This window comes from Streptomyces sp. NPDC001393, from assembly GCF_053597455.1.
Map to the genome: position 1 here is coordinate 36,809 of NZ_JBSFIH010000013.1, position 24,161 is coordinate 60,969.

23 protein-coding genes are annotated in these 24,161 nt (G+C 70.3%); 11 read left to right on the plus strand and 12 right to left on the minus strand.

Annotated features, from left to right (window positions below):
- Positions 1-15: 15 nt before the first annotated feature.
- From ACWC2T_RS16820 to ACWC2T_RS16845, 6 genes are all read right to left on the minus strand, one after another.
- Positions 16-1,995 (minus strand): hypothetical protein, encoded by a 1,980-nt coding sequence (locus ACWC2T_RS16820; protein ID WP_450671100.1) that lies wholly within the window; start codon positions 1,993-1,995, stop codon positions 16-18.
- Complete coding sequence (locus ACWC2T_RS16825; protein ID WP_450671101.1) at positions 1,992-3,017, minus strand: PD-(D/E)XK motif protein; 1,026 nt, start codon at positions 3,015-3,017, stop codon at positions 1,992-1,994. Before ACWC2T_RS16825 ends, ACWC2T_RS16820 begins: the two co-directional genes overlap by 4 nt.
- A complete protein-coding gene (locus tag ACWC2T_RS16830; RefSeq protein ID WP_450671102.1) occupies positions 3,014-5,569 on the minus strand; it encodes a Z1 domain-containing protein in 2,556 nt (851 codons plus the stop codon). Before ACWC2T_RS16830 ends, ACWC2T_RS16825 begins: the two co-directional genes overlap by 4 nt.
- 118 nt (positions 5,570-5,687) lie before the next feature.
- Complete coding sequence (locus ACWC2T_RS16835) at positions 5,688-6,140, minus strand: very short patch repair endonuclease (RefSeq protein ID WP_450671224.1); 453 nt, start codon at positions 6,138-6,140, stop codon at positions 5,688-5,690.
- Positions 6,141-6,555: 415 nt separating this feature from the next.
- Complete coding sequence (locus tag ACWC2T_RS16840; RefSeq protein ID WP_450671103.1) at positions 6,556-7,572, minus strand: hypothetical protein; 1,017 nt, start codon at positions 7,570-7,572, stop codon at positions 6,556-6,558.
- A gap of 91 nt (positions 7,573-7,663) precedes the next feature.
- Positions 7,664-9,136 (minus strand): beta-1,6-galactanase, encoded by a 1,473-nt coding sequence (locus ACWC2T_RS16845; protein ID WP_450671104.1) that lies wholly within the window; start codon positions 9,134-9,136, stop codon positions 7,664-7,666.
- A 206-nt stretch (positions 9,137-9,342) separates the two neighbouring features.
- Between ACWC2T_RS16845 and ACWC2T_RS16850 the strand changes: the two genes are divergently transcribed.
- Positions 9,343-10,131 (plus strand): class E sortase, encoded by a 789-nt coding sequence (locus ACWC2T_RS16850; RefSeq protein ID WP_450671105.1) that lies wholly within the window; start codon positions 9,343-9,345, stop codon positions 10,129-10,131.
- 3 nt (positions 10,132-10,134) lie between these two features.
- Here ACWC2T_RS16850 and ACWC2T_RS16855 read toward each other — a convergent pair whose 3' ends face one another.
- Positions 10,135-11,529 carry an MFS transporter gene (locus tag ACWC2T_RS16855; RefSeq protein WP_450671106.1) on the minus strand — a complete coding sequence of 465 codons (1,395 nt, stop codon included), beginning with the start codon at positions 11,527-11,529 and terminating at the stop codon, positions 10,135-10,137.
- A 120-nt stretch (positions 11,530-11,649) separates the two neighbouring features.
- Between ACWC2T_RS16855 and ACWC2T_RS16860 the strand changes: the two genes are divergently transcribed.
- Entirely contained in the window at positions 11,650-12,177 is a 528-nt protein-coding gene (locus ACWC2T_RS16860; protein WP_450671107.1) for a winged helix-turn-helix transcriptional regulator, read from the plus strand.
- A gap of 15 nt (positions 12,178-12,192) precedes the next feature.
- Here the strand turns inward: ACWC2T_RS16860 and ACWC2T_RS16865 are convergent, their stop codons facing one another.
- Complete coding sequence (locus ACWC2T_RS16865; protein ID WP_450671108.1) at positions 12,193-13,029, minus strand: serine hydrolase domain-containing protein; 837 nt, start codon at positions 13,027-13,029, stop codon at positions 12,193-12,195.
- A 97-nt stretch (positions 13,030-13,126) separates the two neighbouring features.
- On the opposite strand from ACWC2T_RS16865, the gene ACWC2T_RS16870 reads away from it, so the two are divergent.
- The 3 genes from ACWC2T_RS16870 (at position 13,127) to ACWC2T_RS16880 (ending at position 15,289) form a co-directional block, all read left to right on the plus strand.
- Entirely contained in the window at positions 13,127-13,453 is a 327-nt protein-coding gene (locus ACWC2T_RS16870) for a DUF6412 domain-containing protein (protein ID WP_450671109.1), read from the plus strand.
- A 101-nt stretch (positions 13,454-13,554) separates the two neighbouring features.
- On the plus strand, positions 13,555-14,280 hold the full coding sequence (locus ACWC2T_RS16875) for a YidC/Oxa1 family membrane protein insertase (RefSeq protein WP_450671110.1): 726 nt from the start codon (positions 13,555-13,557) through the stop codon (positions 14,278-14,280).
- 151 nt (positions 14,281-14,431) lie between these two features.
- The gene (locus tag ACWC2T_RS16880; RefSeq protein ID WP_450671111.1) at positions 14,432-15,289 is read left to right on the plus strand and encodes a fumarylacetoacetate hydrolase family protein; all 858 of its coding nucleotides are present in this window, start codon (positions 14,432-14,434) and stop codon (positions 15,287-15,289) included.
- An 86-nt stretch (positions 15,290-15,375) separates the two neighbouring features.
- On the opposite strand, the gene ACWC2T_RS16885 is transcribed toward ACWC2T_RS16880, so the two are convergent.
- From ACWC2T_RS16885 to ACWC2T_RS16895, 3 genes are all read right to left on the minus strand, one after another.
- Positions 15,376-16,248: an LLM class F420-dependent oxidoreductase gene (locus ACWC2T_RS16885; RefSeq protein ID WP_450671112.1), complete on the minus strand. Its 873-nt coding sequence runs from the start codon at positions 16,246-16,248 to the stop codon at positions 15,376-15,378.
- Positions 16,249-16,334: 86 nt separating this feature from the next.
- Positions 16,335-16,859, minus strand: a complete 525-nt coding sequence (locus ACWC2T_RS16890) for a heme-degrading domain-containing protein (protein WP_450671113.1) — start codon at positions 16,857-16,859, stop codon at positions 16,335-16,337.
- Positions 16,859-17,938, minus strand: coding sequence for a Gfo/Idh/MocA family protein (locus tag ACWC2T_RS16895; RefSeq protein ID WP_450671114.1), 1,080 nt, complete (start codon positions 17,936-17,938; stop codon positions 16,859-16,861). Before ACWC2T_RS16895 ends, ACWC2T_RS16890 begins: the two co-directional genes overlap by 1 nt.
- Before the next feature lie 57 nt (positions 17,939-17,995).
- On the opposite strand from ACWC2T_RS16895, the gene ACWC2T_RS16900 reads away from it, so the two are divergent.
- The gene (locus ACWC2T_RS16900; protein ID WP_450671115.1) at positions 17,996-19,192 is read left to right on the plus strand and encodes an ROK family transcriptional regulator; all 1,197 of its coding nucleotides are present in this window, start codon (positions 17,996-17,998) and stop codon (positions 19,190-19,192) included.
- A 245-nt stretch (positions 19,193-19,437) separates the two neighbouring features.
- Here the strand turns inward: ACWC2T_RS16900 and ACWC2T_RS16905 are convergent, their stop codons facing one another.
- Positions 19,438-19,848 carry a VOC family protein gene (locus ACWC2T_RS16905; RefSeq protein WP_450671116.1) on the minus strand — a complete coding sequence of 137 codons (411 nt, stop codon included), beginning with the start codon at positions 19,846-19,848 and terminating at the stop codon, positions 19,438-19,440.
- Positions 19,849-20,013: 165 nt separating this feature from the next.
- On the opposite strand from ACWC2T_RS16905, the gene ACWC2T_RS16910 reads away from it, so the two are divergent.
- From ACWC2T_RS16910 to ACWC2T_RS16930, 5 genes are all read left to right on the plus strand, one after another.
- Positions 20,014-20,385, plus strand: coding sequence for a hypothetical protein (locus ACWC2T_RS16910; protein ID WP_450671117.1), 372 nt, complete (start codon positions 20,014-20,016; stop codon positions 20,383-20,385).
- Between the two features lie 110 nt (positions 20,386-20,495).
- Complete coding sequence (locus tag ACWC2T_RS16915; protein ID WP_450671118.1) at positions 20,496-21,347, plus strand: hypothetical protein; 852 nt, start codon at positions 20,496-20,498, stop codon at positions 21,345-21,347.
- A 95-nt stretch (positions 21,348-21,442) separates the two neighbouring features.
- Positions 21,443-22,198 carry a GntR family transcriptional regulator gene (locus ACWC2T_RS16920; RefSeq protein WP_450671119.1) on the plus strand — a complete coding sequence of 252 codons (756 nt, stop codon included), beginning with the start codon at positions 21,443-21,445 and terminating at the stop codon, positions 22,196-22,198.
- Between the two features lie 132 nt (positions 22,199-22,330).
- Positions 22,331-23,455, plus strand: a complete 1,125-nt coding sequence (locus tag ACWC2T_RS16925; RefSeq protein WP_450671120.1) for a TIGR03364 family FAD-dependent oxidoreductase — start codon at positions 22,331-22,333, stop codon at positions 23,453-23,455.
- A gap of 7 nt (positions 23,456-23,462) precedes the next feature.
- A complete protein-coding gene (locus ACWC2T_RS16930; protein WP_450671121.1) occupies positions 23,463-24,161 on the plus strand; it encodes a phosphonatase-like hydrolase in 699 nt (232 codons plus the stop codon).

Genomic DNA, 24,161 nt, shown 5'->3' on the forward strand with positions numbered 1-24,161 from the left:
GAAGGACACGCCGAGTCACGGGCTCTTCACCGCCTCGACCTTGATGCCGATCTCAGTCATGGTGTCCGGCGCCGGCCGCACGACTGCCCGCCAGACGGAGTCGCCGCCATCGAGTACCTGGGGATCCGAGGTGTGCAGGCGGCCCGTGTCGTTCTCCCAACCCACCAGCTCGGGCATGCTCGCACCGATGGGTGGATCGGTCTCGCGCCCGCCGGTCCCGGGGAGAGTGACGGCAAGGTCGATCCGTACGCGCTGGGGCCCCGGCACGGGAAGTCGGAATTCCTGAATCAGCACGGAGCTGTTCCCGCGATCGTCGTAATAGGGCTCGCCGACGTACTGCACCCGCGGCCGGCGGGCAACGGCACCTCCATTGGCGGGCCCTGCGTTCCCGGAGAGCGACTGTTCGTTCGTGCCCTGGGATCCGAGGCCGTTGACCATTTCGGAATCGAGCCCTGCAGGTCCCTGTACCTGACGGCCTGACGCCGCACGCTTCGGCTCGTCGGCCTCCGACCTTGTGTGGCGCACCGCGGTACTGCCGGGCTTGGCGTAGGCCGTGGCTCCACCGATTCCCCAGGCACCACCCACCAGGCCGGAGAACATCGAACTGGCCGCGCCAAGTGCCACGCTGCTTGCTCCCGGACGTGCCACGCCGCTGAGGGACAGCAGCCGTTCCAGAGCCTCGTTGATCCGCCGGAATGTCGTTTGCACGAAGGTGCTTTCCGGTCTTTCGAGGGAGTGCGGGTTCCAGGCATCGTGCGTGGGTGGCTCAGCCTTGGCATAGACATCGTCCATTGCCTCGTCGGCGCGGAAGACACCGGCATAGCCCTGATTCGTGCTGGGAGGCTTGGGCCCTGGATGGTATGTGACCACGAGCTCAGCGGGGCGCATCAGGCAGACATGATGGATCAGGTCGTCTATGTCCAGCATGAGTGAAGCCCGTGTTGCTTCGAGCGGCGGCATGATGCGCTTTACCAGACCGAGTCGTCCCAAATGTCGCTTGGGCCTTTGACATTCGAGGTCGGTCCCCTTCGGACCTGCCATCTCTTCGTACGCCGCGACGAACATGTTCAACGGCCGGGTACTCCGAGGATCGGGTACCGGATGTGGGACACCGTCACACGTGACCGAGAAGCGCATGGCGGCCGGTCTGTCAGCCGTGCTGATCATCTTGGGCCAGAGGTGCCAGGCAATGGTGTCGCACAAGTAGTCGGCTGCTTGGGGTCCTTCGAGTTCGTCGAGACTGGGATCAATCACGACGACGGTCGTACCGGTCTCCTGCGAGCCGAAGGCTTTGAGGCCAAGGCGCTGCGCGGTGGTCTCGGCCGCCTCCCCGACAAGCGGTTCGACGACGCTGCCCGAAGTGTCACCCCACCAGTGCCTACCCGTGTAGCGACGTTCACCCCGGTCCGCGAGAGCAACATAGCTCTTCCACAGGGTGCAACCGATGAGGCGGGTCTCGTACTCTCCGTGTGGGTTGCGACAGCGGGAATGGACCAGCACCGTTCCGGGCTTGGACAGCAGGTAGAAGATGCCTTTGCCGAAGCCGTAGGTGCCGCCCCCCAGAGCGGTGTCGCGAGGTTCCCCGATGTTGCGGATGAAGGAGACGAAGTCGCGGTCGGGCCCCACGGCATCGTCTGCTCGGGTTGGTCCTCCGAGCCCGCGGGTACCCCGATCGGACACGGCCAATACACGGATCGGGCCCCGCCTGAGCGTCTCGCGGAGTGGAAAATTGTCGCCGTTCGGGGCGGGAGCACCTGAGAGCAGTAGCTCTCTCCATGCGCCGGTGTGGGCAGGGCCGACGGTCCACATGTCGATGCGATAGTCGACTGGGACGCCGGACTCCGGAAGGCGGGCATCCCAGCTGTTCTGAGCGGACTCGCGCACAAGGATGGTGAGCAGGTCGAGTTCCGGACGTCCCAACTGGTTACGGATGCCTTCAGCGGCACTCGCACCTTCCGGAGGATAGGGCTGGGAGAACCACCGAGGCATGGTCACACAGACTCCTGGATCAGACGGTCGAGCATTTGAACTGCCTCTTCGGCGGTCATGGGGGCAGGAATGTCGGCGGACAGGTCGATTGTGTACTCGACGTCCTGAACGGACACCGGTACACCTGCCTCCAGAAGGGTTTGCTTCGTCAGTCGAGGGAAGTCGGACGCCACCCGATACCATCTCTCCTCTTTGACCACGAAGCGAATGCCTCGGTACTTCTCCGCATCGATGGGGCGGTAGCCCGCCCCGGCGAGCATGGTGAGGAGGGCGGTCTCGTCGTCGCATGAATGAAGCGTCTGTTCCAGCAACTCCAAGAACCCGAGTCCGGCGTCACCTGCGCCGGGCGTCTCAAGCCCGAACCAAGCCAGACAAAGCGTTCCTCCGGGGGGAGCATCGAGCTGGTCGAGCCCGTGTATCCGGGGCTTTCGATTTCCGGTCGCGGCACTTGCCTTGACTTCTACAGCAGCCTTCCCCGCGGCGAAGTCGTGAGGGTGCCCTTCAGGTCCTCGCCAAATCCGGTGGGCGCTGGAGTCACGTGAAAGAAGCCGGTCCAGAACCAGCAGCTCGCCGAACAGGCCGGCGATCTGGTCGGGGCCGAGTGGAGCGCTTTGTGACTGGAAGAGGGCCTTCCAGCGGTCAAGGACTCCATAAAGGGCCTTGACCGGATTCTCGGGCAGGGCCGCAATCGCGCTCAAGGCGTCAACGCACAGATCAGTGAACAAGTCGTTGAGATCTGTCCGCAAGCAGGCGAGATCGGCATACGTCTGGTAGGTCTCGTCGTCTTCCAACGGACGCTTGCTCAGCCGGAGTACGGGCCCGTCGGGACTCGTACGGATCTTCCGGTGCGTGTGCACCGGCACCAGCACGTGGCGGTACCCCTCATGGTCGACGCCCGCGGTCAGGGCCCCTTGGGCCGTCATCACCGGGAGCTGTGACACACGCAGGCGGCGTTCACCGGTGGTCTGCTCGGTCTCGAGCGCAGCCCAATGCTCCTCGACCAATTTTCGGAAGTCCTCGTCGTTCACGCGTCTTCGCCTTCGACGAGCGGGCTGTAGTCTTCGTCCTCTATCCGCAGCCCCGAGAGATTGGCAGAGATGTACTTCTCGACGGTGCTGTCCCCATGCCTGGGCTCGGGGAAGACCAGGCCCACACCGATGACGTGCTCTTCGGCGTTCAGCGGAGCGCGGAGCTTCTTGGTCGGGCTGGGCGCGGAAACCTTGTCGATCGGATAGAGAACCAACAGCCCTGTGTCCGGGAGAACATCACGGCGCCTGTCCATGATGCCCTTTTCGGTCAGCTTTGCCGCGCCGCCGTCCAGGTCCACGGCCGCATCGCGGCGGCTCATGAGCGTCTTGATGTCGGCGAAGTACGGATCGGGATTGCTCACGGCAAGACGGGCACGGCTGTTGAGTCCAACGCTGATGCCCGGAGCAAGGTCGAACGGTTCACCTGTGGGATTGCCGACGATCGCCACGTTCCACCGGCGGAGGGAGTCGGCCGTTTTGATCCGCTTCTGAATGTAGCCGATGATCAGGTCGGCGTCGTTTTCAGGCGATTTGTCGTGAAATTTGTACGCGGCCAGGAATTCAGTCACGACGTCGTGTGGCACGTCACGGAAGACGTAGCGCCCCTCCGGCAACCGGGAGTCGATTTGAGTCGCACTCGACCGAGATGCTGCCACCAGGTCTCGCGCCGCGGTGATGTTCCCGCGTAGCCAGTCAGCGTCCGTGCGGAAGTAATGGGTCTGGACTCGCTTGCCGCCGTACGAAGAAGCCGCTGTGACAGCGTCGCGCATCTTGGCCGCCGCGGTGACGCGCAGCGCCGGATGCGTGCGCAGGCGTACGGCGAAGGTGATGGGTGTCTCGGCCTCCGTCATGTATATGTCGATGTCCCGGCGCATTTCGGTCTCGACGGTGGCGAGGTGGCGGAACCACTCCGCCAGTTCGTCGGTCATCCAGATCCGAGGCAGATCCGCATAGCCGTTTCTGAAACCGAACCAGCGTCCCATCTGCAGCAACGTGTCATACGCGGACACGGCACGTACGAAGTAGCTGACCGACAGACCTTCGAGGGTCAGCCCGCGGGAAAGCGTGTTGCCTCCCACGGCGATTGCCACGACAGGGCCGTTCTCGTAGTCCAGGCGATCCTCGCTGCTGGAGTTGTCCATGATGATGCGGCAGCTTCGAAGAACACCCGGCAGTTCGGGTGCCAAGTCGTCGAAGGGGACCTTCTTTTCTCCGAACTCCTCCGCAGGGACGCGAGCGGTCTCCTCGTCCCACAGATCACGCAGTCGGGAGAGGAAGCCGGCATCGGCGAGGGATTCACCGGCGCGCTTCAACAAGTGTTCCAACGGGCGTTTGAAGCTGTTGTGCACAGCCGTGTTGACGCTGGTGTGAACCAACATCGTGCTGTGTGGGTTGCCCTTACGGCGCACACGGCGAGCTGCCGTGGTCAGCCAGAAGTACTCGACGGCCCTGCGGAGTGTGTCAGTGATGACAGGTTCGAAGCCCTCAACATCGGCCCTCGTCTCCGGGCGGACGCAGGGCACATCCTCGTCGGGAACCGAACGGATCATGTCGTATCCGTCGTCGACCTGTTCGGGATCTTCGCCGTCGAGTGCATAGCGGCCGAACAGGACCTCCGTTCCGAAGTGGCCCTCCGGCTTGGGGAGGTTCACAACGAAGTCGCGGGGATACAAATCCTGTGCGCTCGGATCAATGAGCAGGTTGGCGAATGGAGATGCCGTGTAGCCCACGTAGGCGGAACGCGGCAGGCTGCTCATGATGTTGAGGATCAGAGGGTTGATGGACTTCGTGGCCACCGTCGCCTGGTCTGCCTCGTCGTCGATGATCAACGCCGGGCAGTCCTGCAAGTAGTCCGCCGCCTTCTCCAGCCACTGCGCCAGTTTGCGAAGCACTGTCGCGTTCTTTTTGACCACGCACAGCACGTGCGTCTTGTTGCTCTTACCGAAGTACGCGGCCGGATTCTCCTGGGGAGTGAAGTCCTTCTCCAGACCGGTCAGTTGGGACCACAGAGACGGGTTGGGTTCCACGAGTTGCTGGACCAGGCGGGCTTGGGTCTGGCGTCGGAGCCCGTTGTGGATGCCCGCCAGAACGATGAAGAGCTTGTAACCGCGGTCGGCCGCCTTGGCCATGACGGAGGTGAAGTTGGTCGTCTTGCCGGACTGCACGTAGCCGACGACGAGACCGCGTGTTGAGAACGACTTCTCCTTCGGGTGGTTCAGCAGGGAAACCACGCGAGTCGAGGAGTCGTCGAGATTGCGGATGGCGGGTTCATCGGGCCAGCCGTCCTTCCGCAGCAGTTCAACGATCGCCGGCCAGCACTTGTCCTTGTCCTGCGGGCCGGTGTACCACGTGTCGCGGTTCCCGAGGACGACGGCATGGGGCTCTTCGAGTTCCTTGATGCGTATCGTGTGCTGTTCGTGGCGCTCGCGGATCTCCTGGACAATCTCCGGCTTGACGCCCAGCATCTCCAGCCGCTTGACGGCTTCGGAAGGTGGGAAGGCGTCCAGGAGTGCCTTGAACGTGTCATACATGCCGTCGAACTCGTCGGTCATAGGATCCGACCGCCCCCGCTCCCACTCGTTCATGTGTCTGGATCGGCAGGCCCTCGTGCTCCGGAAGGCCTAGCGTCCGGGAGGTACCCAGCGTCATCTTTACAAGGCCTACACATTATTAGGTCAGATGGTTGTCACTACCAAGGACCGTGTCCGGATTGATGCTTGGTGCAGCCTGGCCGTCCTCTGCGGTGTGACCGCCCTTCGGCGCTACCGACTGTGCGATTCGGCGTGCCACTTCCTCGGGGGACTCGTGCTCCCAAAAGCGCAACACCGTCCAGCCCGAGGCTTGTAGGTGCTCCGTCGTCTCCAAGTCGCGTGCCATGTTCTTGTTGAGCTTGGCGCGCCACCACGCAGCGTTGGCCTTCGGATGCGTCGCGTGTTCGGGACAGCCGTGCCAGAAGCAACCGTCCAGGAAGATCGCAACCTTGGCTTTGGTGAAGACGATGTCGATCGTCCGCCGAGGCATGCCCGGTACCGGCCGGTTCACTCGGTACCGCAGTCCTGCTGCATGGAGGAGCCGGCGGACCGCGACTTCGGGCGCCGTGTCGCGCGATCCCTGTCGGCTCATGCGAGCGGAGACGGCGGCGGAGGAAGGCACTGCATGGGACACGCCAGCAATTCTGCCGGCGCAACTGGAGCGGTGTGGCCCTACCAGAGAAAGGGCACAGCCTTGGGGTCGAATCTGTTGGGAGCAGGCTGAGCCGCCCGCTTCTCGGCATTGTCGTGCTTCCGCGGCCCGCATCAAGGGCGCGTCCGTTCCGCTGCGCTCCACTCCCGCGTCGGCTGCGCCGATGGCCCTGCGGGCCACCCGTGACCCGGGCCGCTCCAGCACGGGGAAGAGGCGAGCGGGCGGCCCGGGGAAGGCGGGGCCCAGGTGGGTGGCCGTTCGGTGGGCTGGATGCGCAGCCGGAATGAGGGCGCCGGCGCTGGGTGGTGGCACGCCGGGCCATTTCAGCGGCTTGCGGTGGCGGGTCGGCGCGTTCCTAGGCTCCGTGGCAGCCCTCATAGCTCTGGGCAGAGCCGCACCAACACCCCGCCCCCCTCTGCGGCGGCCAAGCCACCGCCCGCCCCCGTGCCGCCAGCGTCGTCGCGTACTGGGGCAGCAGCGCGGTGTCCTCCGGGGACGAGCCCTCCGATGCCGCGAAGGCCTCGTACGAGGGGACCGTGCCTGTGACGATGCCGAGGTTTCCCGTGCCCGAGGCGGAGAGTTCGCGCAGGGAGGACTCTATGGTCGACAGGTGGGTGTCGTGGGAGGGGTACTCCGAGGAGAGGGTCGGGTAGGCCGAGAGGAGTTCGGCCAGCTCGCCCGCCGGCCAGTGGAGGACGGCTACCGGGAAGGGGCGGGAGAGGGCCTCTCGGTAGGCGCCCAGTTCGGCTCGTAGGCGGGAGATTTCCGCGGCCAGTTCGGCGGGGTTGTCGGAGCCGAGGGACCAGACGCGTTTGGGGTCGTGGAGTTCGTCCAGGGACACGGGGGACGTGTGGAGGGTGTCGGCCAGGGTGTCCCAGGTGTCGTGGGGGAGGCCCAGCATGCGGCGGACACGGTGGCGGCCGTAGAGGAGGGGGTGGGTGGCGGGGGCCGGTTCGGTGTCCTCGTCGGTCGGGAGGAGGAGGTGGGCGGCCTCCGTGAAAGTCTCCTCCGCCGTTTCGAGCTCGTCGTGTGATTCCAGGGACTCCGCGATGATCACCCAGGGGGCCGGGTCGCGCGGGGCGGCCATGCGGATGCCCTCGATGATCGCCCTTGCCTCCGCCTCGTGGCCGTACTCCCAGAGGTTGGAGGCCTTCAGGGCGCGGACCAGGGCGGGGTTGTCCAGGCCGTCGGCAGCGGCGAGCAGGCGGTCGTAGAGGGTGGTGGCCGCGGGGCGGTCGCCGGACAGTTCCAGGTGGGCCGCCGCCCTCAGGAGCAGGGCCTCGGTGTCCTCGGGGTACAGTCCGGCGGTCCGCTCCAGGCGTGCCGCTTCGGCGGTGTGGTCGACGTTCTCGGCAGGCGTGTCGGGGCGCATGGGGGACACCGTACTGCCGAGCGGGACAGGGTGGGGTATGGCCTGGTCAGGCTCCTGCCGGATCTTTCCCACACCGTCACCCGGATCTTTCCTACACCGTCACCCCGTCCACCTGCAGCGTCTGGATCGACTTCGCCGCGAAGGGCGCCGACAGGGTCTTGCCGGAGAGGTGGGTGTCGGAGTGGGGGGTGTAGAGGTCCGCGCCGCCCGTTGTCACCGTGTTCCAGCGGGGGACCAGGCCGCCCGGGCCGCCGGTCACCGAGGAGAAGCGGGAGAGGTCGAAGGTCAGGGTCGTAGCGGAGGAGGAGGTGTTCGCGGCCACTATGACCAGGCGGTTGGCCTGCCGGTCCAGGGCGGCCGCCGCGTAGCTCGCGCCCGTGTCCAGGATCGTCATCCCGGGGCGGATGTGGCGGGTGAACTGGGCCAGGACGTAGTACTTCGTCTGTACGGCGCCCGGCTGCAGGGTGTTCGCGTCGTACGCGATCGTCGCCCAGCCCGCGCTCGGGTCCATCACCTGCCAGTACACCCACGCCGTGGGGTGCAGCCAGCGGAAGTCGTAGAGGAGGTTGCCGGCCAGGGTCAGGCCCGTGGCGTCGCCGTCCCCGGTCTCGGAGTTCCACAGGGCCTTGCCGGACGTGGTCACCACGTCCGTGTAGAGCAGGTCGCGGCGGCCGCCCGAGCCCTGGTAGCCGTGGACGTTCACCCGGTCCACGTAGCCCTTGGTCGTGGAGGAGAAGGAGTCCCAGGTGGTGCGGGCCAGGTCGTAGGTGTTCTCGCCCGACGCGGAGATCTTCGTCGTCAGGCCGCGTTTGTCCAACTCGCTGCGGAGGTACGGGAGTACGGCCGACTGGACCGTGGCGTCCATGTGGCAGCCCTCCTGGGTGCCCGTCGCCGTCCACCAGGAGGAGGACGGTTCGTTGAAGGCCTCCACCGTCGAGAAGGTCACGCCCCAGTTCTGCTTCGCGTACAGGGCCACCGACGCCAGGTGGGAGGCGTGCTGGCGGTAGTTCCAGGACTGGAGGTTGTTGCCGCCGTCCGAGGCGCCCGAGGGGTTGTGGTTGAGGCACATCCACCACATGGGGGAATTGGCGAAGAGTTCGCTGGTCGCGCCGCGTTGGGTTGCCTTCAGCAGCATCGCCCGCTGGGTCGCGTCCGCTGTCCACTTCCAGGACGACGACGTCGGGTCCTCGTTCGTCCAGTCCTGCCAGTAGCCCTCTATCTGCTTGAACTTCGGGATGTTGGGCGAGGCCACCATGGACTCGCCGTTCACGCTGTTCCAGCTGCACGCACCCAGGTTGTAGCGGGCTATGTTCAGGCCGAGGCCGGGGAGCGCCGTGCCGTTGTACGTCGTCGTCTTCGTCGTGAAGAAGATGTCCGCGAAGTCGTCCCTCGCCCCGAAGACGTTCGCCCACCAGGCCAGTGACGTGCCCCAGCCCTCCCAAGTCCCGTAAGAAATCGACGGGTTGACTGCTATTGTCGCGTCCGCCTGGGCCGTGCCCGTGGCCAGGGCGCTGCCCAGGATGCCGCCGCCCGCCGCGGCCAACAGTGTTCTCCGTCGGATCATCGCTCTTCTCCGCCCTCTCCCTCACGGCTTCGGCAGCAGGAAGCATCGGGGGTGACGGGTAGGGTTGTCGAGGGTTCCGGCAGTGGTTTCTAAAACCCGTTGAGGAAGTCGGCCGAGGTTGCCGATTCACGTGCGGCTATGGCCAGTTGTGGCCGTTGCCCCTACCCTGCGGGCGGCTCCCGGGAGGCCCATGGAGGTGGGTGCGGATGCCGGCATGGTCGGGCGTGCGGGTCGTACGGCACAGCGATCGGCGCAGGCGCGCCCGGCGGCGGCGCGTGCTGTGGGGCGGGGCCGAGGCGATCGTGACCGTCGGTGTGCTGCTCATGCTGCTGGTCGTGCACCAGCTGTGGTGGACCAACCGGGAGGCCCGGCGTGGCGCCGAGCGGCAGGTGGAGGCGCTGGAGCGGGAGTGGGGCCATCAGGGGTACGGCGCCGGGGGCGCGGCCCCGGCGCCCACCGGGCCCACCGCCTCCGCATCGGCCCCGGACACTTCCATGTCCCCTGCGCCGCGGCGGTCGTACACGCCCGTCAGTTTCCCTTCCCGCTCCCAGGCGTACGCCGTCCTCACCATCCCCCGGCTGGGGCTGCGCGTGCCCGTCGCCGAGGGCGTGAGCAAGGCCGACGTGCTCAACAAGGGGTACGTCGGCCATTACCGGGGCACCGGGCAGCCGGGGCAGGCGGGCAACTTCGCGCTCGCCGGGCACCGGAACACGCACGGCGAGCCCTTCCGGTACCTGCCGCGGCTGCGGCGCGGGGACGCCATCGAGGTGGAGACGCGGACGGCGACGTACACGTACGACGTCGACCAGGTCCTGCCGCAGACCTCGGCGATGGACTCGGGGGTCATCCGGCCCGTGCCGCGCTCCCTGGTGCGGCCCGCGTACGGGTACTCCGAGCCGGGTTACTACATCACCCTCACCACCTGCACCCCCGAGTTCACCTCGCGCTACCGGATGGTGGTGTGGGGGAAGCTGGTGTCCATGCGGCCCCGCTAGCGCCTACGCCCGTTCCCGCAGCACCAGCACGCTCACCGCTCCGACCGCAGCCAGACCCGCCGACACCAGCAGGGCGATGTTCGCGCCGTGGGCCAGATGTCCGGTGGAGGTGGCGAGGGCGATGGTCAGGGCCACGCCGGCGCAGGAGCCGATGTAGCGGAAGGTCTGCTGGGCGCCTGAGCCCATCGCGGCGCGTTCGCGGGGGACCGACTCGACGGCCAGCAGCGGCAGCGCGCCGTTGAGCAGGCCGCTGCCGATGCCGCCGATGATCAGGCCGGGCAGCAGCCGGGTCCAGGAGCCGGAGGCCAGGGCGCCGAGCATGGTCAGGACGGCGACGGTGTGCAGGGCGAAGCCGACGGCCAGCTGGGTGCGCGGGGCGATGCGGCCGGCCAGGTGCTTGACCTGGAGGGCCACCGCGAAGCTCAGGCCGGACCAGAGGAGGAACAGCCAGGCCGTCTGCATCGGGGTCAGGCGCAGCGTCTGCTGGAGCAGGGCCGGCAGGAAGCTGAACATGCCGATCACCGCGAGGCCCGTGAACAGGCCGCCTGCCGAGGAGGCCAGGAAGCGGGCGTGGCGCAGCAGGCCGAGGTCGATCATCGGAGTGGCGGTCCGGTGTTCCACGGCGGCGAAGAGCGCGAGCAGGAGTACGGCGGCGGCCAGCAGCAGTCCCACCGGTGCGCGGAGCCAGCCGTCGCGGCCCAGGGTCAGGGCCGCGACCAGGGCGACCAGGGCGAGGCCGAAGGTCAGGGCACCCAGGATGTCCGGGCGGCCGCCGCGCGGGGCGCGGGACTCGGCCAGCGCACGGGTGCCGAGCGCGGCCACGGCGACGGCGGCGGCGCCCAGGACGCCGTACGCCACCCGCCAGGTCGGCAGCGCGCCCGCGACCAGCGGGCCGACCGCGATGCCGCCGCTGACGAAGGCGCCCCACACGCCGGTCGCGTGCAGCCGGCCGCGCGCGGTGGGGAAGGCCGCCACCAGCAGGCCGAGGCTGCTCGCCAGGATCGCCGCGCTCGCCGCGCCCTGGGCGATGCGGGCGAGGGTGAACTGCCAGGTCGAGGTGGTGAAGGCGGCGAGGGCGGTGGTGATGCCGAGGGCCAGGGTGCCGGCGAGGAAGACGCGGCGGCGGCCGTAGTCGTCGGCGAGGCTGCCGGCCACCAGGAGCAGGGCGGCAAGGCCCAGCGGGGTGCCGTTCAGGAGCCAGGCCTGGCCGGAGAGCGGGGTGTGCAGGGCGGCCGCCGTGTCCGGGAGCGTGACCATCGGGGCCGTGTACGTCATCAGCGCCACGGCGGTGGCCGCGCTGGTCAGGGCGAGGGTGGCCCGGGGGCGTGCGGGGGCGTCCCGGGCGGTCGTGCCGTGTACGGGGGTGGCGCGGGTGGTGGCGGAGTCGAGCCCGGTCATGGCGGGATCCTGTCCTTCCGGGGCTTCGGTTCAGTCAATGAACCTGCATGACTCCACCACCGTAACATCATCGGTTCGGTCATCGAACCTATATGTCGGAAAGTGGCTACAGTGGACGGCATGGCACTGGGCAAGGACTACGCGACACAGGAGTGCGCGATCGCCCGCGCGCTCGAGATCGTCGGCGAGCGCTGGACGCTGCTCGTCGTCCGGGACGCGCTCTACGGCGTGCGGCGCTACAACGACTTCCTGGTCCACCTCGGCATCCCGCGCGCCGTCCTGGCCGCCCGGCTGCAGACCCTGACCGCCGAGGGCATCCTCGAAAAGCGCCGCTACCAGCAGTCGCCGCCGCGGGACGAGTACGTCGTCACCGAGCGCGGCATCGCCCTGTGGCCCACCCTGCGCGCCCTCGGGCTGTGGGGCCGCGAGCACTTCTCCGAGACCCGGCTGCGCTACTTCCGGCACGCGGACTGCGGCACGGAACTCGGGCCGTACGGCGAATGCCCCGCCTGCGGGACCGTCGTACCGGTCGGGGACGTGGTCATGGTGCCCGGACCGGACCTCGACCCCGACCCGGCGGATCCCGTCAGCAAGGCCCTGCTGAAGCCGAAGCGGCTGCTGGAGCCGCTGCAGACGGAAACCGCCTGAGGTGCGGATGGCCGGTCAGGAACCGCCCGGGCCGGTGCCCCTGAGGATGTCGACGCCGGCCTGGTCGGTGGCCTCCGGGTCGCCGCCCAGCCGGTGGACGACCACCCACCGGCCGTCCGCCATGGCTCCGGCGAAGACCGAGGCGTGACGGGTCGCGCCGTTGTGCCAGTGCAGTTCGCCGGCCGTCTGCCACGAGGGCGCTGGATCCCCCAGCCGGCGCTCCAGCACCAGCCGGACGAGCAGCTCGGCGACCGCGCGCGGCGTCGCCCACAGGCCGCCCGCCGGGAGGATCGCCCCGTCCATGGTCCAGGGCCTGCGGCCCCTGCCGAGGAAGCCGGGCGCCGGCAGGCGCCGGGCCGGGTCGGGGTGTGCGCTCACCTCGTGGACGTCCAGCGGCCGCAGTACGTGCTCCGCGAGCAGTTCCTCGTACGGCGCACCGGCCGCGCGGACGAGTGCCGCGCCGAGGACGGCGTACCCGAGGTTGGAGTACTCCTCCCGCTGTCCCGGCGGCCGGACCACGACCCCGTCCAGCCGCCCGAGCAGCCGGTGCAGGGCGTCGCCGTCGAACGCGGCGTACGGATCCCGGCCCCCGGCGCCGGGCGGGAGGCGCGGCAGCCCGGAGGTGTGCTCGGCCAGGTGCCGCAGCGTGATGCCGGTGCGCGGTGCGGCGGGGAGCAGGCGCTCGACCGGGTCGTCCACGTCGAGCAGGCCCGCGGCGGCCATGCGCATGAGCGCCGTACCGGTGAGCACCTTGGTGAAGGAGCCGATCTCGACGAACCGGTCCACCGCGTGACCGTCGGCGACGCGTGCGGGGATCGTGTCGCTCAGGACGCAGAGGGGAGTGCGAGGCATGCGGGGCCTTTCCGGTGTCTGGTCGGGTGTTCGGGTATGTCGGGTGTTCGGGTATAAAGGGCAAGCAGACGTCGGTGGTTGAGACCGTGGAGAAGCAGTGGGGGGTTGCGAAGTGGTCCGCAGGCTCGCGCGGTCGCGTGCGCTCGCCGCGCTGCTGCTTCTCCTGCTGCTGGTCATGCTGCTCGACACCGGCACCCTCACCACCACCGTGGCGCTGGCCGCGACCGCCGCCGCCGGTTCCGCGCTCGCCCTCTGTTCCCTGCTCGCCGCCCGCTCCGCGCCCGCCGTCCCGCCCACCCGGGTGCGTACGGCGATCCGCGACCGCGCCCGGCGTACGGCCTTCCTGCCGCAGCGCGATCCCGACGCGCCCGGCCGGCGCCGGCCCAGGGCACCCGGGCACGCCCTTCCGGCGACCGCCGCGTAGGGCACGAACTCCCGCATCACCGTGGTGCGTGACCCCGCGCGGGTCGTCATGCCGTTGGTCCACTCCGTTCCGGCACGACGAGACCCCCGGAGGGCTCAGCCATGTCCGTCTTCTCCCTCTTCGCCCGCCTGGTCGAGCAGCTCGCCGACCTGCTCCAGCCGCTCTTCCACGCCTCCGCGGCCGCCGCCGCGATCGTCCTGTTCACCGCGCTCGTACGACTCCTCGTCCACCCCCTCTCGCGCGCCGCGGCCCGTGGCCAGCGCGCCCGCGCCGCACTGCAGCCGCGCATCGCCGAGCTCCGCGAGAAGCACGCCGAGGACCCGCGGCGACTGCAGCAGGCGGTGCTCGAACTGCACGCCGAGGAACGGGTCTCCCCGCTGTCCGGCTGTCTGCCCAGCCTGCTGCAGCTGCCCGCCTTCTTCCTGCTCTACCACCTGTTCTCCAGCTCCACGATCGGCGGTGGGAGCAACGGGCTGCTGGGCCACCGGCTGCTCGCGGCGCCGCTGGGCGGGCGGTGGGCCGACGCCCTCGCCGGCGGTGGGGTGTTCGGCCCGGCCGGGCTGGTCTACCTCGGGCTCTTCGCGATCGTGGCGGCCGTCGCCGCCTTCAACTACCGGCGCACCAAGGCGATGACGGCCGCGAACCCGGTCGCGGCCGGCCCCGCGGGCGGCGAGCAGGTGCCGGGGCTCGGCGCGGTCGGCAAGGTCATGCCGTTCCTGTCCTTCTTCACGCTCGTCACCGTGGCCGTCGTACCGCTGGCCGCCGCCCTGTACGTCGTCACCAGCACGGCCTGGACGGCGGTGGAACGGGCGGCGCTGTACCGGTAGCGGGGCATTGGTAGCGGGGTAGCGGGGCGCGGTTACGGTCCAGTACGTGAACAGGGTCTTGCGGAGTGGACTGGTCGATTGGAGGATCGACCAAGTCCTCCGATGGCTGCACCCATCGGTCGGGCGCCCGCGATCGAGGGAGATTGTGACCATGAAGCTGCTGCGAGTCGGTACGGCAGGGGCCGAGCGGCCCGCGCTGCTCGAACCCGAGGGGACCCTGCGGGACCTGTCGGGCCTCGTGGACGACATCGACGGCGCGCTCCTCGCCGACGAGACCGCGCTCGACCGGGTACGGGCGGCGGCCGACTCCGGCGAGCTGCCCTACCTCGACGCGACGGGGCTGCGCATCGGTCCGCCGCTCGGCCGCATCGGCAAGATCGTGTGCATCGGGCTCAACTACCACGACCACGCCCGCGAGACCGGCGCCGAACCGCCCGCCGAGCCGGTGGTCTTCTTCAAGGCGCCGGACACGGTGGTCGGGCCGAACGACACGGTGCTCGTCCCTCGCGGGTCGCGCAAGACCGACTGGGAGGTGGAGCTCGCCGTCGTCATCGGGCGTACGGCCCGGTACCTCGGGTCCGCCGAGGAGGGGCTGGCGCATGTCGCCGGGTACGCGGTGGCGCACGACGTGTCCGAGCGGGAGTTCCAGATCGAGCGCGGTGGCACCTGGGACAAGGGCAAGAACTGCGAGACGTTCAACCCGCTGGGGCCGTGGCTGGTGACGGCCGACGAGGTTCCGGATCCGCAGGACCTCTCGCTGAAGCTGTGGGTCAACGGGGAGCTGAAGCAGGACGGCACGACGGCCGAGCAGATCTTTCCCGTGGGGGAGGTCGTGCGGTACGTCAGCCAGTTCATGACGCTGTACCCCGGGGACGTCATCAACACGGGGACGCCGGCGGGGGTGGCTATGGGGCGGCCTGAGCCGAAGCCGTATCTGCGGGCGGGGGATGTGGTCGAGCTGGAGATTCCGGGGCTCGGTCGGCAGCGGCAGGAATTGAAGGACGCCTAAGAGGGAGGGGCTGCGCGAGTTCGGCGGGTGCGGGTGATTCGTGGCTGGTCGCGCAGTTCCCCGCGCCCCTTCGGGGGCGCTTCCACTCAACCCAGTAGAGAGGCGAGCCTGCGCCATTCCTCCCTCGGGAGGGCGTTCCCGTCGCCGCCTGCCACCACCTGGAGGGCCACGTGGTCCGCGCCCGCCTCGTGGAAGGTGTTGATCCGGTCCCGGATGCGGGACTCGTCGCCCCAGGCGAAGACCGCGTCGACCAGGCGGTCGCTGCCGCCGTCGGCCAGGTCGTCCTCGGTGAAGCCGTGCCGCAGGAAGTTGTTGGTGTAGTTCGGCAGGGCGAGGTACATCGCGAGGGTGTCCCGGGCGAGGGAGCGGGCGCGGGCCGGGTCGGCCTCCAGGACGACCTTCAGCTCCGGGGCGAGCAGCGGCCCGGCGCCGAGGATCTCGCGGGCGTGGGCGGTGTGCTCGGGCGTGACCAGGTACGGCACCGCGCCCGCCGCCCGGTCGCGGGACAGCTCCAGGACCTTCGGGCCGAGGGCGGCCAGCACCCGGCGGTCGGCGGGCATCCCGGCCTTGTCCAGGGCGTCGAGGTAGGCGACCAGGGCCGAGTACGGGCGGCGGTACTGGTCGGCGAGCTTGGCGTGGCTCACGCCGAGGCCGAGCAGGAAGCGGCCGGGGTGTGCCGCGTCGACCTCGGCGAAGGCGGCCGCGCTGGTCTCGGCGTCGTACTGCCAGATGCTCTGGATGCTGGTGCCGACGGTGAGACGGTCGGTCGCCTCCAGGAGGGGCTCGGCGTGCCGGGCGGCGCTGCTGCCGCCCAGCCATACGGCGCCGAAGCCCAGCTCCTCCAACTCGGCGGCCGCCTCGCCCAGTTCACCGCGCCGGGAGGGGTCCTCCGCGCGCAGGCCGATGCTCCAGATGCCGTACCGGCCGATCCGGTCCTTCAGATTGCTCACGGTGCTCATGGGTCTGTCCCTCCGGGTGGGGCCGTGACGATCACGTCTGCAGCCATTCCCAACCGGAGGGATCCCTCACGTAATCCCGCTCGGCGTCACACGTTCAGGAACTGCTCCAACGCCTCCACGACGAACCGGTGGTCCTGGAGCTGGGGCAGCCCGGACACCGTCACCGCGCCGATCAGGCCCGCGTTCTCGACGTTGATCGGGAACGAGCCGCCGTGGGCCGCGTAGGTGTCGGGGTCCAGGCGGGAGGAGTCCTCGAAGGTCGTGCCCTTGGCGCGGAAGCGGGCGCCGACCAGGTAGGAGGAGGCGCCGTAGCGCTCGACGACCCGGCGCTTGCGGGCGATCCAGGCGTCGTTGTCGGGGGTGGAGCCCGGCAGGGCCGCGTGGAAGAGCTGCTGTCCGGCCCGGTGGATGTCGATGGCGACCGGGGCCTGGCGCTCCCGGGCCAGTTCGACCAGGAGTGAGCCGAGGGCCCAGGCGTCGTCGTACGTGAACTGCCGGAAGACCAGGCGGCGTTCCTGCGCCTCCAGTTCCTCGACGGACGGGGTGAGTTCGGGGGTGGTCCTGGGTGTGATCTGGGGATGGTGCTGCTGGCTGTGCTGGTGCTGGGGCATCAGAGGGTCACCGTCACCTTGTCCGTGGCCGACCTGCGGGCCGCTTCCAGTACGTCGAGGGCGGCGGCTGCCTCCAGGGCGGTCACCGGGTTGGGGCCGGCGCCGGTCAGGGCGCGGGCGACGGCCGTGTAGTAGGCGGGGTAGTCGCCGGGGAGGGTCGGCACGGGGGTGCCGCCGCCGGTCAGCGGGGACTCGCCGGCGCCGATACGGCCGTACAGGGACTCGGGCTCCGCGCCCCACCGGGGGCCGGGGCGCAGGCCCTCGCGCAGGGCCGCCTCCTGCGGGTCGAGGCCGTACTTCACATAGCCCGCGCGGGAGCCGAGCACCCGGAAGCGGGGGCCGAGCTGGGCGGCCGTCGCGGAGACGTAGAGGTGGGAGCGGACGCCGCCGGCGTGCGTGAGCGCGATGAAGGTGTCATCGTCGGTCTCGGCGCCGGGGCGGCGGACGACCGTCTCCGCGTACACCTCGGTGACCGGGCCGAAGAGGACCAGGGCCTGGTCGACGACATGGCTGCCGAGGTCGTAGAGCAGACCTCCGATCTCTGCCGGGTCACCTGACTCGCGCCAGCCGCCCTTGGGCTGGGGGCGCCAGCGCTCGAAGCGGGACTCGAAGCGCCATACGTCACCGAGGTCACCCTGGGAGAGCAGCTTGCGGAGGGTCAGGAAGTCGTTGTCCCAGCGGCGGTTCTGGAAGACGGACAGGAGCAGGCCGCGCTCCTCGGCGAGGGCGGCGAGGTCGCGCGCCTCGGCCGCGGTGCCGGCCACCGGCTTGTCCACGACCACCGGCAGGCCCGCCTTCAGGGCGGCGGAGGCGAGCGGGACGTGCGTCCTGTTCGGGGAGGCGATGACGACCAGGTCCAGCTCGTCCGCGCGGTCGAACAGCTCCTCGGCGGTGGCGGCGAGCGCCACGTCCGGGAACTCGGCGCGGGCCTGCTGCTGCCGCTCCGGGTTGGCGGTGACCACGGTGTGCAGGGCGAGGCCCTCGGTGGCGGCGATCAGCGGGGCGTGGAAGACGGAGCCGGCGAGGCCGTAGCCGATCAGGCCGACGCGGAGGGGGGTGGCGGTCGTGCGTCCTGTCATGGATCCCATGGCTCCCACTTTCGCAACGCTGTTGCCAAAGTGCAAGCGGTGGGGACAATGGGGGGCGTGAACAGGACGAGAACGGAGACGCGGGCCGGGTCGTCGGTGGCGGGATCGGCGGGGGCGAACCTCTTCGCGGTGCGGTCGCACAACACCGCGCTGGTGCTGGGGCTGTTGCGGGACGCCGGGACGGAGGGGATCAGCCGCCTCGAACTGGCCGAGCGGACCGGGCTGACCCCGCAGGCCGTCAGCAAGATCACCGCGCGGCTGCGTCAGGAGGGGTTCGCGGCGGAGGCCGGGCGGCGGGCGTCGACCGGGGGCAAGCCGCGGACCGTGCTGCGGCTGGTGCCGGAGGCGGGGCACGCGGTGGGGGCGCATCTGGACCGGGACGAGCTGCGGGTGGTGCTGGTCGATCTGGACGGGGCCGTGGTGGAGGAACGGCGGGCCGAACTGGACCTGGGGGCCGGGGCGGAGGCCGTGCTGGCGGTGGTCGGGGACGCGGTGCAGGGGGTGGTACGGGAGGCCCTGGGCGCGTTTCCGGGCGAGGAGGGGACGGCCGGGCAGGAGCCGTCCGCGGCCGGTTCGCTGCTCGGGGTGGGGGTGGCGCTTCCCGGGCCGCTCGATCATGCGCGGGGGGTGCTGCACCGGGTGACCGGGTTTCCCGAGTGGGAGGGGTTTCCGCTGCGGGACGCCCTCGGGGAGCGGCTGGGGGTGCCGGTCGTGGTGGACAAGGACACGAACGCCGCGGCGCTCGGGCTGTCGGTGGGGGGCGAGGGTGGCGAGGGCGGATCCTTCGCCTATCTGCATCTCGGTACGGGGCTCGGGGCCGGGTTGGTGATCGGCGGGCGCGTGCATCGGGGGGCGCGGACCGGGGCGGGGGAGTTCGGCCACCAGGTGGTCCAGCTGGACGGGCCGCCGTGCGAGTGCGGGGACCGGGGGTGCGTGGAGGCGCTGTGCCTGGCGGCGGTGGAGCGCGGGGAGGCCGGGGAGGCGGCGCGGGTGCTGGGCGTGGCGGCGGCGAACCTGGTCGGGCTGCTGGACATCGATGCGGTGCTGCTCGGGGGGCGGACGGTCGCGGGGGCACCGGAGGAATTCGCGCGGGGCGTCGCGGGGGTGCTCGATGCCCGGGCCCGGCGGGAGGGGGTGCGCGGGGGGTCGGTGCCGGTGCGGGTCGCTCCGCGGGGGGAGCGGGTGGTGGCCGAGGGGGCCGCGCAGTTGCTGTTGGCGCCGGTGTTCGGGCGGGGGGATGCGTGAGGGGGTGATGTGCTGGGACCGGTGCCTTCTTGGTGCCCGCGCTGCAGTCGGCCGGGGGTGGGTCGCTCACCGGCGCTGGTCGGGTGCCTCCCCCACTCTCGGCTTCGCTCGAGCGGGGGGACCCCCACCGCCCACCCGTGCCGCCCCTAGCGGCACGACTGCCCGCAGCGGCGGCGGCGCCTCCAAGCGGGTGGCGCTGCAGGCTAAGGGAACGGGCGGCGCTGTACGCCAAGGGCACCAGCAGCTCACTCGGGCAGGTTGAGTTGCCAGGAGACGCCGAAGCGGTCGTTGAGCCAGGTGAACTTGCGGCTGAAGCCGTAGTTGCCCAGGGGCATGAGTTCCGTGCCCTGGTCGGAGAGGGTCGCGTGGAGGCGGTCGATCTCGGCCTCGTTCTCGCACTGCACGAAGAGCGAGACCGCGGGCGTGAACGTGAAGTCATGGTGCGCGGGGCTGTCGATGCACATGAACTGCTGGCCGGCGAGCGAGAAGGTGGCGTGCTGCACGCTCCCCTCCTCGCCGGGGCCGTCGGCACCGTAGCGAGTGATGCTGACGACCTCGGCGTCGTCGAACAGCGAGGTGTAGAAGGCCATCGCGTCCTCGGCGTTGCCCTCGAACATCAGGAACGTGGTGATCTTCTGTGACGTCGCGATCTTCATCGTGCATGCTCCTCAGACGCGGTCAGGCACAGTCAGGCACTGTCAGGGGCCAGGGTGCGCGGCCCGGCCCCGCTCTCCACAATGGACTCAAGCGCACCAAGCGAACCCCTTCGACACTGCCGTCTCACTGAACGCACGCACCGGTCGGTGCAGTGAGGAGTGAGTATGCGCTGCTCTCGCATCACCACCGCAGTACTCGTCGGCGCCGGTCTCGCGGCCCTTGCCGGGACCGCCGTCGCCTCACCGGTCGGCACCGTCAGCCCCGCGAAGGTCAAGCCCGGTCAGACCGTGTCCCTCACGCTCGCGGGATGCAGTGATCCCAGCCAGGGCGGCCGCGCCGAAGGAGAACAGGTCGGCGCGCACACGTCGGAACGCACCCCGATCCGGACCGTCGAGCTCAGGCCGACCGAGAAGGGCGTGCTGGTCGGGATCGCCGGGATCGAGCGGAACACGCAACCGGGCGTGGCGCACATCTACCTGGCCTGTGCCTCCGATCCCGACACCGTGGTCACGGTGGACGTCACCATCATCCACTGACCCGCATCATCCACTGACCCGCGCTGATCGAGCGATCTGCTCGGTATGTTCCGGATATACCGGATTGGCGGTCGCGGGTGTGCCACCGCGACCGACATGATCATGTGTTTATGCGACGACTGTGCACGCCCTTGTACCTGTCCCACTGCCTCGCCGCAGCCGCCGCGTTCGCCTACGCCGTGGTGGTCGTCCCCGCCGTGCCGGCCGTCGCCCTCGCCGACCCGCCCCCGGCCTGCGTCGCGGGCAACCCGCGCGCCTTCCCGCTGGCCGCCCGGATCCGCGGCGGCCCGGCCTCCTACGAGGCGGGCGGCGGATACGGCACCTGGTACCTCGACCTCACCAACACCACCCACCGGACCTGCACCGGCATCCACCCGGTGATCGTCCTCGTCGACGACAGGCGCTCGCTGCAGCCGGACCAGCCCAAGCTGGAGTTCTACGACGGCCCCACGGCCCGGCCGGTGACGTTCGAGAGCACCGACGAGCAGGAGCTGGTCGGCGTGCTCGACGGCGCCGGGTTCAACGGGTTCGCCGTACCGGCGGGCAAGACCGTCAGCGTCAGGATCAGGCTCGTGTTCCCCTCCGACACCCCTGCCGACCAGGTCACCGCCAACGCCGCCGTCGTCCAGCGCCGGGGCGACGACGGGGACTGGGTCGGGGAGTCCAACGCCTACCGGTTCGGGATCGGGGGGTATGCGTCGCCATCGCCGTCACCGGCTCCGGACACCACGCGGGACGGCGGCGGCGTGGCATCGAGCGCCCCCAGCGCCCCCAGCGTGTCCGGCAGCCCGCAGGCCACACCCGGCGCCGGTACCGCCACTCCCCCCGCCGACGCGGAGGCGAAGGAGGCCAGTGAGCTGGCGCGTACCGGCCCCGCCCTCGCCCGCGGGCTGCTCGCGGCCACAGCGGCGGGCCTCGCGGCCGGCGCCTGCGCGCTGCTGCTGACCCGCAGACGCCGCTGAGCGGCCGTAGGACGGGTCCATACGACGGGCGCGACGGGTCCGTACGACGCGGGGCCAGTACGACGGGCACCCCTCCCGTCTGCGACGATCCCTGCGTGGACTACCCGAACGACCAGGCCCCCGGCGCCCCCGTCCGCTCCGGCATCCCCGAGCACGGGCGCATCCCCAAGTACTACGCGGTGAAGGCGCACATCGCCGCGCTGCTGGAGGAGCTGGGCGAGGACAGCGTCATCCCCACCGAGCGGGATCTCGCCGAGCGGTACGACGTGGCCCGGGAGACCGTGCGGCAGGCCGTACGGGAGCTGGTGCTGGAAGGGCGGCTGCGGCGCAAGGGGCGGGGAACCGTCGTCGCCGGGCCCAAGCTCGCCCAGCCGCTGTCCCTCGCGAGCTACACCGAGGGCGTGCGCCGCCAGGGCCGTACGCCCGGTCGTGCGCTCGTCACCCTCGACCGGTTCCCCTGCCCGGACGCGCTCGCCGCCGAGACCGGGCTCACCCGGGGCGAACCCGTGTGGCACCTGGAGCGCGTGCTGCTCGCCGACGAGGAGCGGGTGGGCCTGGAGAGCACGTACGTCGCCGTCGAGCGGGTGCCCCGGCTGGACGACGACTTCGACCCCGACTCCTCCTTCTACGGCTATCTCGCCGGGCAGGGCATCTCCTTCGGCGACGCCGACGAGCGCATCGAGACCGTGCTGGCCACCCCCCGCGAAGCCCTGCTCATCGGCACCCCGCCCGCCCTGCCGATGCTGCTGATCCACCGCGTCTCCCGGGACACGGAGGGCCGGCCGCTGGAGCGCGTGCGCTCGCTGTACCGGGGGGACCGGTTCTCCTTCACGACGCATCTCAAAGGCTGAGAAATCCACCCATCGGCGACCGCTGAAATATCACGGAAAGATAACGGGTCTAGCCCAAACGTGATGGGTCGTTCACGCTCTCGTTGTCAGCCGGATGTCTCCGGTTCCCCGATCGCGAGGAGCGTTGCCGCCGTGAAAGTGACAGTCGTCGGAGCAGGCGTGGTGGGCACCATGCACGCCTGGCAGGCCGTACAGCGCGGCCACGAGGTGGTCCAGATCGAGCGCGAGGCCGAGGCGCGCGGCGCCTCGCTGCGCAACTTCGGGCAGATCTGGGTCAGTGGCCGCGCCGGTGGAGAAGAACTTCGGACCGCGCTGCGGGCGCGGGAGCTGTGGGAGGGTATCGGCGCCCGGGTGCCGGCGCTGGGCTTCAGGGCGAACGGGTCCCTGACCCCGGTCCGCGGCCCCCTGGAGCTGGCCGTCGCCGAGGCCGCCGTGGCCCGCGCGGACGCCGCCGCCCGCGGCTACAAGCTGCTCGTCCCGAGCGAGGCCCGTGCCCTCAACCCGGCCCTGCGAGGCGAGTTCACCGCCGCCCTGTACTGCGAGCGGGACGCGGCCGTCGAGCCGCGCACCGCCCAACTCGCCCTCCGTGCCGAGCTGTTGAAGTCACCGAACTACACCTTCCTGCCGGGCCGGGAGGTGCGCGAGGTCGTCGGTGCCGGCACCGTCCGGGACGACCACGGGGACGTGCACCGCGCCGACGCGGTCGTCCTGTGCACCGGCGCCTGGCTCGGCGGGCTGGTCCGCGAACTCGCGGGGCCGGACCTTCCGGTGCGCCGGGTGCGCCTGCAGATGATGCAGACCGACCCGCTGGGCGAGCCACTGCCGACCTCCGTCGCCGACGCCGACAGCTTCCGCTACTACCCGGCGTACGCCTCCCCGGCGCTGGAGGAGCTGCGCGCCCGGCAGCCGCAGCAGGAGACCGCCGCCACGCACCGGATGCAGCTGCTGATGGTGCAGCGCACTGACGGCGGACTGACCATCGGCGACACCCACGAGTACGAACACCCCTTCGCCTTCGACACCGTCGAGGAGCCGTACGAGCACCTCACCGGCGTCGTCGAGTCCCTCCTCGGCCGGCCGCTGCCGCGCATCCGCCGCCGCTGGGCGGGCGTGTACGCGCAGGTCACCGAACCCGGCCGGGTGGTGCACCGGCAGCAGGTGCGCGAAGGGGTGTGGCTGGTCACCGGGCCCGGCGGGCGCGGCATGACCTGCGCCCCCGCGATAGCCGAGACCACCGCGAACGAACTGGGCTGGTGAGCAACCCGTGAACGACAACACGCCCGACATCCGCCTCGTCGTCCTCGACATGGCCGGTACGACCGTCGCCGACGGCGGACTGGTCGAGCGCGCCTTCGAGGCCGCGGCCGTCGAGCTGGGCGTCGCACCCGGCTCGGCCGAGCACGCCGAGCACCTCGCCCATGTCCGCGCCACCATGGGCGAGTCCAAGATCTCCGTCTTCCGGCACCTGTTCGGCGCTGAGGACCGCGCCCGGCGCGCCAACACCGCGTTCGAGAAGGCGTACGGCGACCTGGTCGACGCCGGTCTGATCGCCCCGGTGCCGGGCGCCCGCGAGGCCATCGAGGAGCTGGCCGGCAGCGGCCGTACCGTCGTGCTGACCACCGGGTTCGCCCGGGTCACCCAGGACGCGATCCTCGACGCCCTCGGCTGGCGGGACCTCGTCCCGCTCACCCTGTGCCCGGCCGACGCCGGCGGGCGCGGGCGGCCGTACCCGGACATGGTCCTGGAGGCCTTCGTCCGCACCAAGGCCGCCGAGGACGTGACGCAGGTCGCCGTCGTCGGGGACACCTCGTACGACGTGCTCAGCGGGGTACGGGCCGGGGCGGGGGTCGTCGCCGGAGTGCTGACCGGGGCCCACGGGGACGCCGAGTTCCGCGCGGCCGGTGCCACGCACGTCCTCGACTCCGTCGCCGGCCTGCCCCCGCTGCTGCTGGGAGACCGCTGA

Bases quoted from the DNA above. Each gene is read 5' to 3' on its own strand.
- ACWC2T_RS16830 (WP_450671102.1), bottom strand. From the start codon at position 5,569: ATGACCGACGAGTTCGACGGCATGTATGACACGTTCAAGGCACTCCTG.
- ACWC2T_RS16835 (WP_450671224.1), bottom strand. From the start codon at position 6,140: ATGAGCCGACAGGGATCGCGCGACACGGCGCCCGAAGTCGCGGTCCGC.
- ACWC2T_RS16840 (WP_450671103.1), bottom strand. From the start codon at position 7,572: ATGCGCCCCGACACGCCTGCCGAGAACGTCGACCACACCGCCGAAGCG.
- ACWC2T_RS16845 (WP_450671104.1), bottom strand. From the start codon at position 9,136: ATGATCCGACGGAGAACACTGTTGGCCGCGGCGGGCGGCGGCATCCTG.
- ACWC2T_RS16850 (WP_450671105.1), top strand. From the start codon at position 9,343: ATGCCGGCATGGTCGGGCGTGCGGGTCGTACGGCACAGCGATCGGCGC.
- ACWC2T_RS16855 (WP_450671106.1), bottom strand. From the start codon at position 11,529: ATGACCGGGCTCGACTCCGCCACCACCCGCGCCACCCCCGTACACGGC.
- ACWC2T_RS16860 (WP_450671107.1), top strand. From the start codon at position 11,650: ATGGCACTGGGCAAGGACTACGCGACACAGGAGTGCGCGATCGCCCGC.
- ACWC2T_RS16865 (WP_450671108.1), bottom strand. From the start codon at position 13,029: ATGCCTCGCACTCCCCTCTGCGTCCTGAGCGACACGATCCCCGCACGC.
- ACWC2T_RS16875 (WP_450671110.1), top strand. From the start codon at position 13,555: ATGTCCGTCTTCTCCCTCTTCGCCCGCCTGGTCGAGCAGCTCGCCGAC.
- ACWC2T_RS16880 (WP_450671111.1), top strand. From the start codon at position 14,432: ATGAAGCTGCTGCGAGTCGGTACGGCAGGGGCCGAGCGGCCCGCGCTG.
- ACWC2T_RS16885 (WP_450671112.1), bottom strand. From the start codon at position 16,248: ATGAGCACCGTGAGCAATCTGAAGGACCGGATCGGCCGGTACGGCATC.
- ACWC2T_RS16890 (WP_450671113.1), bottom strand. From the start codon at position 16,859: ATGCCCCAGCACCAGCACAGCCAGCAGCACCATCCCCAGATCACACCC.
- ACWC2T_RS16895 (WP_450671114.1), bottom strand. From the start codon at position 17,938: ATGACAGGACGCACGACCGCCACCCCCCTCCGCGTCGGCCTGATCGGC.
- ACWC2T_RS16900 (WP_450671115.1), top strand. From the start codon at position 17,996: ATGGGGGGCGTGAACAGGACGAGAACGGAGACGCGGGCCGGGTCGTCG.
- ACWC2T_RS16905 (WP_450671116.1), bottom strand. From the start codon at position 19,848: ATGAAGATCGCGACGTCACAGAAGATCACCACGTTCCTGATGTTCGAG.
- ACWC2T_RS16910 (WP_450671117.1), top strand. From the start codon at position 20,014: ATGCGCTGCTCTCGCATCACCACCGCAGTACTCGTCGGCGCCGGTCTC.
- ACWC2T_RS16915 (WP_450671118.1), top strand. From the start codon at position 20,496: ATGCGACGACTGTGCACGCCCTTGTACCTGTCCCACTGCCTCGCCGCA.